Origin of the sequence: Actinoplanes sp. CA-051413 (genome assembly GCF_050955795.1) — a bacterium.
Lineage (GTDB): Bacteria > Actinomycetota > Actinomycetes > Mycobacteriales > Micromonosporaceae > Actinoplanes.
Map to the genome: position 1 here is coordinate 948,522 of NZ_CP192100.1, position 13,654 is coordinate 962,175.

A 13,654-nucleotide genomic window follows, 5' to 3' on the forward strand; every position below is an offset into this window, starting at 1 on the left:
CGGCCCGGTTCCCGCCGGGCCGTCGCAGTTCAGTCGTACCGGTCCTGCAGAGACGACGACGAAGAAGAGTAGGGATTGAAGTGGCTGCCGCAGACGCGCTCGCCAAGGTACGCAACATCGGCATCATGGCGCACATCGACGCTGGTAAGACCACGACGACCGAGCGGATCCTGTTCTACACCGGTATCACGTATAAGATCGGTGAAGTCCACGAGGGCGCGGCCGTCATGGACTGGATGGAACAGGAACAGGAACGCGGCATCACCATCACTTCCGCCGCCACGAAGTGCGAGTGGAAGGGCTACACGATCCAGATCATCGACACGCCCGGCCACGTCGACTTCACGGTCGAGGTCGAGCGGTCGCTGCGGGTGCTCGACGGCGCCGTCGCGGTCTACGACGGTGTCGCCGGCGTGGAGCCCCAGACGGAGAACGTCTGGCGTCAGGCCGACAAGTACCACGTTCCCCGGATGTGCTTCGTCAACAAGCTCGACCGGACTGGCGCGGACTTCTTCCGGTGCGTGCAGATGATGATCGACCGGCTCAACGCCACGCCGCTCGTCCTGCAGATCCCGATCGGCCTCGAGGGCGACCACATCGGCGTCGTGGACCTGGTCACCATGAAGGCGTTCACCTGGCGCGGGGAGACCCAGAAGGGTGACGACTACGCGATCGAGGAGATCCCGGCAGATCTGCTGGACTCCGCGACCGAGTGGCGCGAGAAGCTCATCGAGACGCTCGCCGACGTGGACGACGACGTCATGGTGAAGTACCTCGACGGCGTCGAGGTGCCCCAGGACGAGATCAAGGCCGCCATCCGGCGCGCCACGATCGCCAGCAAGGCGAACCCGGTGCTGTGTGGTTCGGCGTTCAAGAACAAGGGCGTTCAGCCCATGCTCGACGCCGTGGTCGACTACCTGCCCTCGCCGCTGGACGTCCCGGCCATCGACGGCACCGCGGCCGACGGCGAGACGCCGATCGTGCGCCGGCCGTCGAACGACGAGCCGTTCTCGGGCCTGGCCTTCAAGATCCAGACTGACAAGCACCTCGGCAAGCTGACGTACGTCCGGGTCTACTCCGGCACGCTCGATTCCGGTACCCAGGTGGTCAACTCCACCAAGGACCGCAAGGAGCGGATCGGCAAGATCTACCAGATGCACGCCAACAAGCGTGAAGAGCGTCCGACGGCGTGGGCCGGCGACATCATCGCCGTCCAGGGTCTCAAGCAGACCACCACCGGCGACACACTCAGCGACCCGGCACACCCGGTCATCCTGGAGTCGATGACGTTCCCGGAGCCGGTCATCCAGGTCGCGATCGAGCCGAAGACCAAGTCCGACCAGGAGAAGCTGGGTGTCGCCATCCAGCGCCTGGCCGAAGAGGACCCGACCTTCCGCGTCTTCAACGACGAGGAGACCGGGCAGACCGTCATCGCCGGCATGGGCGAGCTGCACCTGGACATCCTGGTGGACCGGATGCGCCGCGAGTTCAACGTCGAGGCGAACATCGGTAAGCCGCAGGTGGCGTACCGCGAGACGATCCGCGGCAAGGTGGAGAAGCTCACCTACGTGCACAAGAAGCAGACCGGTGGCTCGGGCCAGTACGCGAAGGTCGTCGTCACCGTCGAGCCGCTCGAGCTCAGCGCCGACGGCCCGACCTACGAGTTCGTCAACGCGGTGTCCGGTGGTCGTATCCCGAAGGAGTACATCCCTTCGGTTGACGCCGGTGCGCAGGACTCGCTGCAGTACGGCGTCCTCGCCGGCTACCCGATGGTCGGCGTCAAGCTGACCCTGGTGGACGGCCAGTTCCACGAGGTCGACTCGTCGGAGATGGCGTTCAAGATCGCCGGCTCGATCGTGATGAAGGAGGCGTGCCGCAAGGCCGACCCCGCCCTTCTCGAGCCGATGATGTCCGTCGAGGTCACCACCCCCGAGGACAACATGGGTGACGTCATCGGCGACATCAACTCCCGTCGTGGCATCATCCAGTCGATGGAGGAGCGTTCCGGCGCTCGCGTCATCAAGAGCCTGGTGCCGCTCTCGGAAATGTTCGGCTACGTCGGCGACCTCCGGTCGAAGACACAGGGCCGGGCGAGCTACAGCATGCAGTTCGACTCCTACGCCGAGGTTCCTCAGAGCGTCGCGAAGGAGATCATCGCCAAGGCCACGGGCGCGTAAGCTCCCAGCCTGATGAGGCACGTGCGGTCCGTCGAGGACCGCACGTGCACGAGCAGTCGACAGAGTCCTGATCGCCTTATCGGCGTGCCGGACGAGAAGAAGAGATCCAGTCCACAGGAGGACACCAGTGGCGAAGGCGAAGTTCGAGCGGACTAAGCCGCACGTCAACATCGGCACCATTGGTCACATCGACCACGGTAAGACGACGCTGACTGCGGCCATCACGAAGGTTCTGCACGACGAGTATCCGGACCTGAACCCCTACACGCCGTTCGACGAGATCGACAAGGCGCCGGAGGAGAAGGCCCGCGGCATCACGATCTCGATCGCGCACGTCGAGTACCAGACCGCGACGCGGCACTACGCGCACGTGGACTGCCCCGGCCACGCCGACTACATCAAGAACATGATCACCGGTGCCGCCCAGATGGACGGCGCGATCCTGGTGGTCGCCGCGACCGACGGCCCGATGCCGCAGACCAAGGAGCACGTGCTCCTGGCCCGCCAGGTCGGCGTGCCGTACATCGTCGTCGCCCTGAACAAGAGCGACATGGTGGACGACGAGGAGCTCCTGGAGCTCGTCGAGCTCGAGGTCCGCGAGCTGCTGAGCACCTACGAGTTCCCGGGCGACGACCTTCCGGTCGTGCGCGTCTCGGCGCTCAAGGCGCTCGAGGGCGACGCGGAGTGGACCGGCAAGCTGCTCGAGCTGATGAACGCGGTCGACACCGCGATCCCGCAGCCCGAGCGCGACACCGACAAGCCGTTCCTCATGCCGATCGAGGACGTCTTCACGATCACCGGTCGCGGTACGGTCGTCACCGGCCGGGCCGAGCGTGGCATCCTCAAGCCGAACGAGGAGGTCGAGATCGTGGGTATCCGCGAGAAGTCGACCAAGACCGTCTGCACCGGCATCGAGATGTTCCGCAAGCTGCTCGACGAGGCCCGCGCGGGTGAGAACGTCGGCCTCCTGCTGCGCGGTATCAAGCGCGAGGACGTCGAGCGCGGCATGGTCGTGGTGAAGCCGGGCTCCAGCACTCCGCACACGGAGTTCGAGGGCCAGGTCTACATCCTCTCGAAGGAGGAGGGCGGCCGCCACACGCCGTTCTTCCAGAACTACCGCCCGCAGTTCTACTTCCGCACCACGGACGTCACCGGCGTCGTCACGCTGCCCGAGGGCACCGAGATGGTCATGCCGGGCGACTCCACCTCGATGTCGGTCAAGCTGATCCAGCCGATCGCCATGGAGCAGGGCCTGAAGTTCGCGATCCGTGAGGGCGGCCGCACCGTCGGCGCCGGCACGGTCACGAAGATCAACGTCTGATTGAGGCCTCCGCCTCAATGGTGACCCCGATTAGCATTGCCGCGATCGATACGGCATACTAGTCAGGTTGCGTCCGCGCAGGGTGGTTGGCTGCTCTCGCTCTTGAGAGAGGGCGGTCAGCCACCCTCGCCGGGTGTCCGGCGTGTTTTGACTGGCCGCCGGCATCCCCGATCCCGACGGATCAAGGGCTTCCCTCCGGGGGAATCCTTGCGGGCAAGATCGCTCCAGAGTCCTGGGGCGGAGCTTGAACCCAGAGCGCGACACGCCCGACCGCGGGGGTCGGACATCGCAGGACCAACGGTCCTGCGGGCATGCGAGGGCCACAGCTTTCGCACGTAGCGGCATCGAGAGAAGGAAACAGAAGCCACCATGGCGGGACAGAAGATCCGCATCCGGCTCAAGGCCTATGACCACGAGGTCGTTGACTCGTCGGCACGCAAGATCGTCGAGACGGTCACGCGCACCGGAGCTTCGGTCGCGGGCCCGGTGCCGCTGCCCACGGAGATCAACCGTTTCTGCGTCATCCGTTCGCCGCACAAGTACAAGGACTCGCGCGAGCACTTCGAGATGCGCACGCACAAGCGTCTGATCGACATCATCGACCCGACTCCGAAGACGGTCGACTCGCTGATGCGCCTCGACCTGCCGGCTGGCGTCGACATCGAGATCAAGCTGTAGGGATCCGGACAATGGACAGGCAAGTGAAGGGCATCCTGGGCGCCAAGCTCGGCATGACCCAGGTCTGGGACAACAACAAGGTCGTCCCGGTAACCGTGGTGCAGGCCGGCCCGTGCGTCGTGACCCAGGTCCGCACCTCCGAGACTGACGGCTACACCGCGGTTCAGCTGGCGTACGGCGCCATCGACCCGCGCAAGGTCAACAAGCCGGAGGGCGGCCACTACGCGAAGGCGGGTGTGTCGCCGCGGCGCCACATCGTGGAGCTGCGCACCACCGACGCCACCGAGTACGAGCTCGGCCAGGAGGTCACCGTCGAGACGTTCCCGGTCGGCACGCCGATCGACGTCACCGGTAAGACCAAGGGCAAGGGCTACGCCGGCGTCATGAAGCGGCACGGCTTCCACGGCCTCAAGGCCAGCCACGGTGTCGAGCGTAAGCACCGCTCGCCCGGTTCGATCGGCGCCTGCGCGACCCCCGGCCGTGTCTTCCGGGGCACCCGGATGGCGGGTCGCATGGGTAACAAGCGCTTCACCGTGCAGAACCTGACGGTGCAGGCAGTCGACCTCGAGAACAACCTGCTGCTGGTCAAGGGCGCTGTGCCCGGTCCCAAGGGCGCGCTGATCCTGGTCCGCACGGCGGCGAAGAAGAAGGGTGGTGCCAAGTGAGCTCGGTTGACGTGATCAACGCCGAGGGCACGAAGGCCGGCTCGGTCGAGCTGCCCGACGACATCTTCGACGTGCAGGCGAACATCCCGCTGATGCACCAGGTCGTCGTGGCCCAGCTCGCCGCCGCCCGTCAGGGCACGGCCAAGGCCAAGACGCGCGGTGAGGTCGCCGGTGGCGGCAAGAAGCCGTACAAGCAGAAGGGCACCGGTCGCGCCCGTCAGGGCTCGATCCGCGCGCCGCAGTTCACCGGTGGTGGCGTGGTGCACGGCCCCGTGCCGCGCGACTACAGCCAGCGGACCCCGAAGAAGATGAAGGCCGCCGCTCTGCGGGGCGCCCTCTCGGACCGGGCCCGCGACGGCCGCGTCCACGTGATCGAGGCGTTCATCGTCGGCGACAAGCCGTCGACCAAGGCCGCGATCGCGACGCTGCGCAAGGCGACCGAGTCCACCAAGGTCCTGGTCGTGCTCAGCAGCTACGACGAGCTGAACTGGATCTCGCTGCGCAACGAGCCGACCGTGCACCTCATCGAGGCCGGCCAGCTGAACACCTACGACGTGCTGGTCGCCGACGAGGTCGTCTTCACCAAGGAAGCTCTCGACGAGTTCCTGGGTGTGCCGGCCGAGGCTGCCGAGGAGGGGGACAAGTGAGCACGATCGCCGACCCGCGCGACATCATCGTCGCGCCCGTGGTCTCCGAGAAGAGCTACAGCGTTCTCGACCAGAACTGGTACACGTTCCTGGTCCACCCGGACGCGAACAAGACCGAGATCAAGATCGCGATCCAGCAGATCTTCGATGTCCGTGTGCTGACGGTGAACACCATCAACCGCCAGGGCAAGCGCAAGCGCACCAGGACGGGCTTCGGTCAGCGTAAGGCGACCAAGCGTGCCCTCGTGAAGCTGGCTGACGGTGACCGTATCGAGGCCTTCGGCGGCCCGGTCAGCTAAGGGGTTTGTAAATCATGGCTATCCGTAAGTACAAGCCGACCACGCCGGGCCGTCGAGGCTCCAGCGTCGCCGACTTCGCTGAGATCACCCGGTCGACGCCGGAGAAGTCTCTGCTGGTTCCGCTGCCCAAGAAGGGTGGTCGCAACGTCCACGGCCGCATCACCACGCGGCACCAGGGCGGCGGCCACAAGCGGCAGTACCGGCTGATCGACTTCCGGCGCAACGACAAGGACGGCGTGCCGGCCAAGGTCGCTCACATCGAGTACGACCCGAACCGCACGTCCCGCATCGCACTGCTGCACTACGCCGACGGCGAGAAGCGCTACATCCTCGCGCCGAAGGACCTCAAGCAGGGCGACCGCGTCGAGTCCGGCGTGGGCGCGGACATCAAGCCGGGCAACAACCTGCCCCTGCGCAACATCCCGGTCGGTACGACGATCCACGGTGTGGAGCTTCGTCCCGGCGGTGGCGCCAAGCTGGCCCGTTCGGCCGGCGTGGGCATCCAGCTGCTCGGTCGTGAGGGCGTGTACGCCACGCTGCGTATGCCCTCCGGTGAGATCCGTCGCGTCGACATCCGCTGCCGCGCGACGGTCGGCGAGATCGGCAACGCCGAGCAGTCGAACATCAACTGGGGCAAGGCCGGCCGCATGCGATGGAAGGGCAAGCGCCCGACCGTCCGTGGTGTCGCCATGAACCCGGTGGACCACCCGCACGGTGGTGGCGAGGGTAAGACCTCAGGTGGTCGCCACCCGGTCAACCCCGCCGGTAAGCCGGAGGGCCGTACCCGCCGCAAGGGCCAGGAGAGCGACCGCATGATCGTTCGCCGCCGCTACGCCACCCGCAAGCGCGGGTAACGGGAGTTAAAAGATGCCTCGCAGCCTGAAGAAGGGCCCGTTCGTCGACGACCACCTGCTCAAGAAGGTGGAAGTCCAGAACGAGAAGAACTCGAAGAACGTCATCAAGACCTGGTCGCGACGCTCGACGATCATTCCCGACATGCTCGGGCACACGATCGCCGTGCACGACGGGCGCAAGCACGTCCCGGTGTTCATCACCGAGGCCATGGTCGGTCACAAGCTCGGCGAGTTCGCTCTGACCCGCACGTTCAAGGGTCACGAGAAGGACGACCGCAAGAGCCGTCGCCGCTAATCAGTCCACGGATCAGAAAGGGGTTACAGCGATGCCAGTCAAGAGCGATGCTCCGGTCCTTCCGGGCGCTCGGGCAGTTGCGCGCCACGTGCGCATCTCGCCGAACAAGGCGCGCCGTGTGATCAACCTCGTCCGCGGTCTGCCCGCGAAGGAGGCTCTCACGGTCCTGCAGTTCGCGCCGCAGGCTGCGAGTGAGCAGGTTTACAAGGTGCTCGCGAGCGCGATTGCGAACGCAGAGAACAACGAACGGCTCGACCCGGACGCGCTCCTGGTCAGCACAGCTTTCGTGGACGAGGGCCCGACGCTCAAGCGGTTCCGGCCGCGGGCGCAGGGCCGGGCGTACCGGATCCGCAAGCGGACCTGCCACATCACCGTGGCGGTCGAGGCGGTCCAGGTGACCACGCCGGCCCGCAAGGCCACGGCCAAGAAGGCCGCGCCGGCCAAGAAGGCTGCTCCGGCGGCCCAGCCGGCCGAGTCCCAGAGCAGCAGCACGGAAGGCGCCGAGTAATGGGTCAGAAAGTTCACCCCACCGGGTTCCGCCTCGGCATCTCCACCGACTGGAAGAGCCGCTGGTTCGCGGACAAGCTCTACAAGGACTACATCGGCGAGGACGTCAAGATCCGCCGCATGATGTCCAAGGGCCTCGAGCGTGCCGGCATCTCCAAGGTGGACATCGAGCGCACCCGCGACCGGGTCCGCGTGGACATCCACACCGCCCGGCCGGGCATCGTCATCGGCCGTAAGGGTGCGGAGGCCGACCGGATCCGCGGCGAGCTCGAGAAGCTCACCGGCAAGCAGGTCCAGCTGAACATCCTCGAGGTGAAGAGCCCCGAGTCGGACGCGCAGCTCGTGGCGCAGGGCGTCGCCGAGCAGCTGTCCAGCCGGGTCAGCTTCCGCCGGGCCATGCGCAAGGCGATGCAGTCGGCGATGAAGAACCCGATCTGCAAGGGCATCCGGGTGCAGGTCTCCGGCCGCCTGGGTGGCGCGGAGATGAGCCGCACGGAGTTCTACCGTGAGGGTCGCGTTCCGCTGCACACGCTGCGCGCCAACATCGAGTACGGCTTCTTCGAGGCCCGTACGACCTTCGGCCGCATCGGCGTGAAGGTCTGGATCTACAAGGGCGACTTCGTGCCCGGACGTGAGGTTGCCCCCGAGGCGCCCGCGCGTCCGCGCCGTGACCGCGCCGAGCGTCCCGACCGTCCGCGTCGTGGCCGTTCCGGCTCGTCCGGTACGACCGCGGGTGGCACCGAGGCCGGTCGCGCCGCTCAGGCCGCGGCTGCTACCCCCGCTCCGGCGGAGGCTGCGCCCACGACCGACACCGCCGTTGCTCCGGCTGCGGCCGAAACGCAGCAGGAGGGCTGACACATGCTGATGCCGCGTAAGCCCCCGAAGGGCTTCCGCAAGCCGCACCACCCGGACCGCCACGGCGCGTCCAAGGGCGGCAACCGGGTGGTCTTCGGTGAGTTCGGTATCCAGGCCCTGGAGCCGGCGTACGTGACCAACCGGCAGATCGAGTCGGCTCGTATCGCCATGACCCGCCACATCAAGCGTGGCGGCAAGGTGTGGATCTCGATCTTCCCGGACCAGGCACTGACCAAGAAGCCCGCCGAGACCCGCATGGGTTCCGGCAAGGGCTCGCCGGAGTGGTGGGTGGCGAACGTCAAGCCGGGACGCATTCTCTTCGAGATGTCGTTCCCGAACGAGACGATCGCGCGCGAAGCTATGCGTCGCGCGATCCACAAGCTTCCGATGAAGTGCCGCATCGTGACGCGCGAAGGTGGTGAAGGCTGATGGCAGCCGGCGTCAAGGCTTCCGAGCTGCGGGAGCTCTCCGAGCAGGAGCTGATCTCGCGGCTGCGTGAGTCCAAGGCGGAGCTGTTCAACCTCCGCGTACAGGGTGCGACCGGTCAGCTCGACAACCACCGTCGTCTGCAGGTCGTCCGCAAGGACATCGCGAAGATCTACACGATCATGCGTGAGCGTGAGCTGGGGCTCTCGGCCGCGCCGACTGAGGTGACTACAGCATGAGCGAGAACGCAGCAGCTGCGCCCCGGACCCAGCGCAAGGTGCGTGAGGGCCTGGTGATCAGCGACAAGATGGACAAGACCGTCATCGTCGAGGTCGAGGACCGCGTCAAGCACGCCCTTTACGGCAAGGTCCTGCGGCGCACCCGCAAGCTCCAGGCGCACGACGAGCAGAACGCGTGCGGCGTCGGTGACCGGGTCACCCTGATGGAGACCCGTCCGCTGTCGCGTACCAAGCGGTGGCGTGTCGTGGAGATCCTCGAAAAGGCCAAGTGAGTTTGCTGGGCCGGCCGGGACATCCCGGCCGGCCCAGCGGACCATCGTTCCGCCAAGCTCTGGTACGTCCCCGTGCCGGAGAACTGGCAGACATAGGAGACAGACGTGATCCAGCAGGAGTCGCGACTGCGCGTCGCCGACAACACGGGTGCCAAGGAAGTGCTGTGCATCCGCGTTCTGGGCGGCTCCGGTCGCCGTTACGCGAGCATCGGTGACGTCATCGTGTGCACGGTCAAGGACGCCATTCCGGGTGCCGGTGTGAAGAAGGGTGACGTCGTCAAGGCCGTCATCGTCCGCACCGCCAAGGAGCGGCGCCGTCCCGACGGCTCGTACATCCGCTTCGACGAGAATGCCGCTGTCATCATCAAGGACGGTGGCGACCCCCGCGGTACCCGCATCTTCGGCCCGGTCGGCCGCGAGCTGCGCGACAAGCGGTTCATGAAGATCATCAGCCTGGCGCCGGAGGTGCTCTGACCGTGAAGATCAAGAAGGGCGACACGGTCGTCGTCATCGCCGGCAAGGACAAGGGCGCCAAGGGTAAGGTCATCGCCGCCTTCCCGAGGCGGGACAAGGTCCTGGTCGAGGGCGTCAACCGTATGAAGAAGCACGAGAAGATCCGCACGACGCAGCGCGGTTCCAAGACCGGCGGCATCGTCACGCAGGAAGCCCCGATCCACATCTCGAACGTGCAGATCGTGGACTCCGAGGGCAAGCCGACTCGCATCGGCTTCCGGCGGGACGAGAACGGCCAGAAGGTTCGTATCGCGCGTAGCACCGGTAAGGACCTGTGATGACTGCCGCTACCGAGACCAAGACGCTGCCCCGCCTGAAGCAGAAGTACCGCAGCGAGGTCATCGCCGCGCTTCAGGAGCAGTACAAGTACGGCAACCCCATGCAGATCCCCGGCCTGGTGAAGGTCGTCGTGAACATGGGTGTCGGCGAGGCTGCTCGCGACGCCAAGCTGATCGACGGCGCCGTGCGTGACCTGACCACCATCACCGGTCAGAAGCCGCTGGTGCGGCGGGCGACCAAGTCCATCGCGCAGTTCAAGCTGCGCGAGGGCATGCCGATCGGCGCGAAGGTCACCCTGCGCAACGACCGGATGTGGGAGTTCCTGGACCGGCTGCTGTCGATCGCGCTGCCGCGTATCCGTGACTTCCGCGGCCTGGACGGGCGCAAGCTCGACGGGCACGGCAACTACACGTTCGGTCTGACCGAGCAGTCGGTGTTCCACGAGATCGACCAGGACCGGATCGATCGGACCCGGGGCATGGACATCACGGTGGTCACCACCGCCACGACCGACGAGGAGGGCCGGCAGCTGCTCAAGCTTCTGGGCTTCCCGTTCAAGGAGAACTGAGCATGGCTAAGAAGGCGCTGATCATCAAGGCGGCCGCGAAGCCCAAGTTCGCCGTACGGGCGTACACCCGCTGCCAGAAGTGCGGACGTCCGCACTCGGTCTACCGCAAGTTCGGTCTGTGCCGGGTGTGTGTCCGGGACATGGCCCACCGCGGTGAGCTGCCCGGCGTGTCGAAGGCTTCCTGGTAATCCTTGCAATACCGCTTCGCCGTAGGCCTGGGACTTCCCTGGGAACCCCGGCGAGAAAGGTTGACGAATACCCATGACGATGACGGACCCGATCGCAGACATGCTCACGCGTCTGCGTAACGCCAACCAGGCGTACCACGACAAGGTGACCATGCCCTTCTCGAAGATCAAGGCGAGTATCGCCGAGGTCCTCAAGGCAGAGGGCTACATCGCTTCCTGGTCGGCCGAGGAGCCCGCGGAAGGCGAAGTCGGCAAGCGCCTGGTGGTTGAGCTCAAGTACGGCCAGAACCGCGAGCGCAGCCTCGCCGGTATCAAGCGCGTGTCCAAGCCCGGCCTCCGGGTGTACGCCAAGTCCGACGAGCTCCCGCGCGTGCTCGGCGGCCTGGGCGTCGCGATCGTTTCGACGTCCCAGGGGCTGCTGACCGACCGGCAGGCCCGCAAGCGGAGCGTTGGCGGGGAAATCCTCGCCTTCGTTTGGTAACGGAGACTTAGACATGTCGCGAATCGGACGTAAGTCGATCCCGGTCCCGGCCGGCGTCGACGTCACCATCACGGGCCAGACCGTCAAGGTCAAGGGCCCCAAGGGCGAGCTGTCGCACACCGTCGCCGAGCCGATCACCGTCGAGAAGGCGGAGAACGGCGAGCTGGCGGTCAACCGGCCCAACGACGAACGTCGGGCCAAGGAGCTGCACGGCCTCTCGCGTACCCTGGTCGCCAACATGATCGTCGGCGTCACCGAGGGCTACAAGAAGACGCTGGAGATCAACGGCACCGGTTACCGCGTGACCGCCAAGGGCAAGGACCTCGAGTTCGCCCTGGGCTTCTCGCACCCGGTCAACGTGGTCCCGCCGACCGGCATCACCTTCACGGTGGAGCGGCCGACGCAGTTCACGGTCGCCGGTATCGACAAGCAGCTCGTCGGCGAGGTCGCTGCGAACATCCGGAAGATCCGCCCGCCGGAGCCGTACAAGGGCAAGGGCGTCAAGTACCAGGGCGAGGTCATCCGCCGCAAGGCTGGAAAGGCAGGTAAGAAGTGACCGCCACGCTGCTCAAGCGCCGCAATGGCGGCGGTGCGTCGTACAAGCGCGCCGTCGGCAAGGCACGTCGGCACTTCCGGGTCCGCAAGAACGTCCGCGGCTCCGCCGAGCGCCCCCGTCTGGTCGTCACCCGGTCCACGCGGAACATCACCGCGCAGATCGTCGACGACCTCAAGGGCCACACGCTCGCGTCGGCCTCCACCCTCGACCCGTCCCTGCGGGGCGGAGAGGGTGACAAGAGCTCGCAGGCCGCCAAGGTCGGAGCTCTCCTCGCCGAGCGGGCCCAGGCCGCGGGCATTTCCAAGGTCGTCTTCGACCGCGGCGGTAACCGGTACGCGGGGCGGATCGCCGCGCTTGCCGCAGCCGCCCGCGAAGCCGGACTCGAGTTCTAGGAGGGAAGACCTATGCCTGGTCAGCAGCGCCGAGGCGGCGGGTCCGGCGGTAACAACGAAGGTGGCCGCCGCGACAACCGCCGTGAGGGCGGTCGCGGTAACGCGCCCGTCGAGAAGACCCCGCATCTTGAGCGGGTCGTAGCGATCAACCGTGTCGCCAAGGTCGTCAAGGGTGGTCGTCGCTTCAGCTTCACCGCCCTGGTGATCGTGGGCGACGGCGACGGTACCGTCGGCATCGGCTACGGAAAGGCCAAGGAGGTGCCCGCGGCGATCGCCAAGGGTGTCGAAGAGGCCAAGAAGCACTTCTTCAAGGTGCCGCGCATCGCCGCGACGATCCCCCACCCGATCCTGGGTGAGGCCGCCGCCGGTGTCGTGCTCCTCAAGCCGGCGTCCGCCGGTACCGGCGTCATCGCCGGTGGCCCGGTGCGGGCCGTCCTGGAGTGCGCCGGCATCCACGACGTGCTCTCGAAGAGCCTCGGCTCGTCGAACCCGATCAACATCGTGCACGCGACGGTGGCGGCCCTGAAGGGCCTGGAGTCCCCGGAGGCCGTTGCGGCCCGCCGTGGCCTCCCGGTCGAGGACGTCGCCCCTGCGGCCATGCTGGCGTCGCGCGCGGAAGCGGCGGTGCGCTGATGGCACGCTTGAAGGTCACGCAGCTCCGGTCCGGTATCGGCCGTAAGCAGAACCAGCGGGACTCCCTGCGGTCGCTCGGGCTGAAGCGGATCAACGATGTGGTGGTCAAGGAAGACCGTCCCGAGATTCGGGGCATGATCTTCGCCGTGAGCCACCTCGTCAGTGTCGAGGAGGTCGAGTAATGGCGATCAAGGTTCACCACCTGCGCCCCGCGCCCGGTGCCAAGAAGGCCAAGACCCGCGTGGGTCGTGGTGAAGGCTCCAAGGGCAAGACCGCGGGCCGCGGTACCAAGGGCACCGGCGCCCGTTACCAGGTCTCGGCGGCGTTCGAGGGCGGGCAGATGCCCCTCCACATGCGCCTGCCGAAGATCAAGGGCCTGGGCAACCGCCCGCGCAACAAGGTCGTCTTCCAGGTTGTCAACCTGGACCGGCTCGCCGAGCTGTTCCCGAACGGTGGCGAGATCGGTCCGCTGGAGCTGGCCGACGCCGGCGCGGTCCGTCGGGGCCAGCCGGTGAAGGTTCTCGGCTCGGGCGAGCTGGGTGGCGTGGCGCTGCAGGTCTCGGCGCACGCCTTCAGCGAGTCCGCCAAAGAGAAGATCGCAGCCGCCGGCGGTTCCGTCACCGAGCTGTGAGGTTTTCCGGGGATGCTGGCCCGGGCATCGCGAGATGCTCGGGCGGCATCCCCGTTGTGGCGTCTGACCTGGCATTTCGCCGGGCCGGAGGCCGCCGCTCCCCAGGTCGTCCGGTTGCCCTTCGTCCCAGGGTGTTGCACATAGGGCGACCGTGCCTCACAACAGGCACGTCAGACTG

Annotated in this window: 23 protein-coding genes; all 23 read left to right on the forward strand. The window is 66.7% G+C overall.

Features of this window, described 5'->3' with window-relative positions:
- Window positions 1-80: 80 nt before the first annotated feature.
- The 23 genes from fusA (at window position 81) to rplO (ending at window position 13,476) form a co-directional block, all read left to right on the forward strand.
- On the forward strand, window positions 81-2,177 hold the full coding sequence (fusA, locus tag ACQP2Y_RS04500) for an elongation factor G (RefSeq protein WP_433724848.1): 2,097 nt from the start codon (window positions 81-83) through the stop codon (window positions 2,175-2,177).
- A 127-nt stretch (window positions 2,178-2,304) separates the two neighbouring features.
- On the forward strand, window positions 2,305-3,498 hold the full coding sequence (gene tuf, locus ACQP2Y_RS04505; protein ID WP_433724850.1) for an elongation factor Tu: 1,194 nt from the start codon (window positions 2,305-2,307) through the stop codon (window positions 3,496-3,498).
- A gap of 369 nt (window positions 3,499-3,867) precedes the next feature.
- Complete coding sequence (gene rpsJ / locus ACQP2Y_RS04510; protein WP_097322778.1) at window positions 3,868-4,176, forward strand: 30S ribosomal protein S10; 309 nt, start codon at window positions 3,868-3,870, stop codon at window positions 4,174-4,176.
- Between the two features lie 11 nt (window positions 4,177-4,187).
- Window positions 4,188-4,841, forward strand: coding sequence for a 50S ribosomal protein L3 (rplC, locus tag ACQP2Y_RS04515; RefSeq protein WP_360551803.1), 654 nt, complete (start codon window positions 4,188-4,190; stop codon window positions 4,839-4,841).
- A complete protein-coding gene (gene rplD, locus ACQP2Y_RS04520) occupies window positions 4,838-5,488 on the forward strand; it encodes a 50S ribosomal protein L4 (RefSeq protein WP_433724853.1) in 651 nt (216 codons plus the stop codon). Before rplC ends, rplD begins: the two co-directional genes overlap by 4 nt.
- The gene (gene rplW / locus ACQP2Y_RS04525) at window positions 5,485-5,787 is read left to right on the forward strand and encodes a 50S ribosomal protein L23 (protein ID WP_203776595.1); all 303 of its coding nucleotides are present in this window, start codon (window positions 5,485-5,487) and stop codon (window positions 5,785-5,787) included. The genes rplD and rplW overlap by 4 nt, the downstream gene beginning before the upstream one ends.
- A 14-nt stretch (window positions 5,788-5,801) precedes the next feature.
- Window positions 5,802-6,641, forward strand: a complete 840-nt coding sequence (gene rplB, locus ACQP2Y_RS04530; RefSeq protein ID WP_212987329.1) for a 50S ribosomal protein L2 — start codon at window positions 5,802-5,804, stop codon at window positions 6,639-6,641.
- A 13-nt stretch (window positions 6,642-6,654) separates the two neighbouring features.
- Entirely contained in the window at window positions 6,655-6,936 is a 282-nt protein-coding gene (rpsS, locus tag ACQP2Y_RS04535; RefSeq protein WP_020513590.1) for a 30S ribosomal protein S19, read from the forward strand.
- A gap of 31 nt (window positions 6,937-6,967) precedes the next feature.
- Entirely contained in the window at window positions 6,968-7,444 is a 477-nt protein-coding gene (gene rplV, locus ACQP2Y_RS04540; RefSeq protein WP_433724856.1) for a 50S ribosomal protein L22, read from the forward strand.
- A complete protein-coding gene (gene rpsC, locus ACQP2Y_RS04545) occupies window positions 7,444-8,298 on the forward strand; it encodes a 30S ribosomal protein S3 (RefSeq protein ID WP_360813686.1) in 855 nt (284 codons plus the stop codon). Before rplV ends, rpsC begins: the two co-directional genes overlap by 1 nt.
- A 3-nt stretch (window positions 8,299-8,301) precedes the next feature.
- A complete protein-coding gene (rplP, locus tag ACQP2Y_RS04550) occupies window positions 8,302-8,727 on the forward strand; it encodes a 50S ribosomal protein L16 (RefSeq protein WP_360551813.1) in 426 nt (141 codons plus the stop codon).
- Window positions 8,727-8,963 carry a 50S ribosomal protein L29 gene (gene rpmC / locus ACQP2Y_RS04555; protein ID WP_433724859.1) on the forward strand — a complete coding sequence of 79 codons (237 nt, stop codon included), beginning with the start codon at window positions 8,727-8,729 and terminating at the stop codon, window positions 8,961-8,963. The genes rplP and rpmC overlap by 1 nt, the downstream gene beginning before the upstream one ends.
- A complete protein-coding gene (rpsQ, locus tag ACQP2Y_RS04560) occupies window positions 8,960-9,235 on the forward strand; it encodes a 30S ribosomal protein S17 (protein ID WP_360551816.1) in 276 nt (91 codons plus the stop codon). Before rpmC ends, rpsQ begins: the two co-directional genes overlap by 4 nt.
- 105 nt (window positions 9,236-9,340) lie before the next feature.
- Entirely contained in the window at window positions 9,341-9,709 is a 369-nt protein-coding gene (rplN, locus tag ACQP2Y_RS04565) for a 50S ribosomal protein L14 (RefSeq protein ID WP_360551818.1), read from the forward strand.
- On the forward strand, window positions 9,706-10,026 hold the full coding sequence (rplX, locus tag ACQP2Y_RS04570) for a 50S ribosomal protein L24 (RefSeq protein ID WP_433731744.1): 321 nt from the start codon (window positions 9,706-9,708) through the stop codon (window positions 10,024-10,026). Before rplN ends, rplX begins: the two co-directional genes overlap by 4 nt.
- Window positions 10,026-10,595 carry a 50S ribosomal protein L5 gene (gene rplE / locus ACQP2Y_RS04575; RefSeq protein WP_212987322.1) on the forward strand — a complete coding sequence of 190 codons (570 nt, stop codon included), beginning with the start codon at window positions 10,026-10,028 and terminating at the stop codon, window positions 10,593-10,595. The genes rplX and rplE overlap by 1 nt, the downstream gene beginning before the upstream one ends.
- Before the next feature lie 2 nt (window positions 10,596-10,597).
- Window positions 10,598-10,783: a type Z 30S ribosomal protein S14 gene (locus ACQP2Y_RS04580; RefSeq protein WP_014440734.1), complete on the forward strand. Its 186-nt coding sequence runs from the start codon at window positions 10,598-10,600 to the stop codon at window positions 10,781-10,783.
- A gap of 73 nt (window positions 10,784-10,856) precedes the next feature.
- On the forward strand, window positions 10,857-11,264 hold the full coding sequence (gene rpsH, locus ACQP2Y_RS04585; protein ID WP_203776587.1) for a 30S ribosomal protein S8: 408 nt from the start codon (window positions 10,857-10,859) through the stop codon (window positions 11,262-11,264).
- Between the two features lie 13 nt (window positions 11,265-11,277).
- A complete protein-coding gene (gene rplF, locus ACQP2Y_RS04590; protein WP_433724862.1) occupies window positions 11,278-11,820 on the forward strand; it encodes a 50S ribosomal protein L6 in 543 nt (180 codons plus the stop codon).
- On the forward strand, window positions 11,817-12,212 hold the full coding sequence (gene rplR / locus ACQP2Y_RS04595; RefSeq protein WP_433724864.1) for a 50S ribosomal protein L18: 396 nt from the start codon (window positions 11,817-11,819) through the stop codon (window positions 12,210-12,212). The genes rplF and rplR overlap by 4 nt, the downstream gene beginning before the upstream one ends.
- Window positions 12,213-12,224: 12 nt before the next feature.
- Complete coding sequence (gene rpsE / locus ACQP2Y_RS04600; RefSeq protein ID WP_125811511.1) at window positions 12,225-12,845, forward strand: 30S ribosomal protein S5; 621 nt, start codon at window positions 12,225-12,227, stop codon at window positions 12,843-12,845.
- Window positions 12,845-13,027, forward strand: coding sequence for a 50S ribosomal protein L30 (gene rpmD, locus ACQP2Y_RS04605; RefSeq protein ID WP_203776584.1), 183 nt, complete (start codon window positions 12,845-12,847; stop codon window positions 13,025-13,027). The genes rpsE and rpmD overlap by 1 nt, the downstream gene beginning before the upstream one ends.
- The gene (rplO, locus tag ACQP2Y_RS04610; RefSeq protein WP_433724867.1) at window positions 13,027-13,476 is read left to right on the forward strand and encodes a 50S ribosomal protein L15; all 450 of its coding nucleotides are present in this window, start codon (window positions 13,027-13,029) and stop codon (window positions 13,474-13,476) included. The genes rpmD and rplO overlap by 1 nt, the downstream gene beginning before the upstream one ends.
- The last annotated feature ends 178 nt before the right edge of the window (window positions 13,477-13,654 follow it).

Coding starts and splice junctions, on each gene's coding strand:
- rpsJ (WP_097322778.1), top strand. CDS start 3,868: ATGGCGGGACAGAAGATCCGCATCCGGCTCAAGGCCTATGACCACGAG.
- rplC (WP_360551803.1), top strand. CDS start 4,188: ATGGACAGGCAAGTGAAGGGCATCCTGGGCGCCAAGCTCGGCATGACC.
- rplB (WP_212987329.1), top strand. CDS start 5,802: ATGGCTATCCGTAAGTACAAGCCGACCACGCCGGGCCGTCGAGGCTCC.
- rpsS (WP_020513590.1), top strand. CDS start 6,655: ATGCCTCGCAGCCTGAAGAAGGGCCCGTTCGTCGACGACCACCTGCTC.
- rplV (WP_433724856.1), top strand. CDS start 6,968: ATGCCAGTCAAGAGCGATGCTCCGGTCCTTCCGGGCGCTCGGGCAGTT.
- rpsC (WP_360813686.1), top strand. CDS start 7,444: ATGGGTCAGAAAGTTCACCCCACCGGGTTCCGCCTCGGCATCTCCACC.
- rplP (WP_360551813.1), top strand. CDS start 8,302: ATGCTGATGCCGCGTAAGCCCCCGAAGGGCTTCCGCAAGCCGCACCAC.
- rpmC (WP_433724859.1), top strand. CDS start 8,727: ATGGCAGCCGGCGTCAAGGCTTCCGAGCTGCGGGAGCTCTCCGAGCAG.
- rpsQ (WP_360551816.1), top strand. CDS start 8,960: ATGAGCGAGAACGCAGCAGCTGCGCCCCGGACCCAGCGCAAGGTGCGT.
- rplE (WP_212987322.1), top strand. CDS start 10,026: ATGACTGCCGCTACCGAGACCAAGACGCTGCCCCGCCTGAAGCAGAAG.
- ACQP2Y_RS04580 (WP_014440734.1), top strand. CDS start 10,598: ATGGCTAAGAAGGCGCTGATCATCAAGGCGGCCGCGAAGCCCAAGTTC.
- rpsH (WP_203776587.1), top strand. CDS start 10,857: ATGACGATGACGGACCCGATCGCAGACATGCTCACGCGTCTGCGTAAC.
- rplF (WP_433724862.1), top strand. CDS start 11,278: ATGTCGCGAATCGGACGTAAGTCGATCCCGGTCCCGGCCGGCGTCGAC.
- rpsE (WP_125811511.1), top strand. CDS start 12,225: ATGCCTGGTCAGCAGCGCCGAGGCGGCGGGTCCGGCGGTAACAACGAA.
- rpmD (WP_203776584.1), top strand. CDS start 12,845: ATGGCACGCTTGAAGGTCACGCAGCTCCGGTCCGGTATCGGCCGTAAG.
- rplO (WP_433724867.1), top strand. CDS start 13,027: ATGGCGATCAAGGTTCACCACCTGCGCCCCGCGCCCGGTGCCAAGAAG.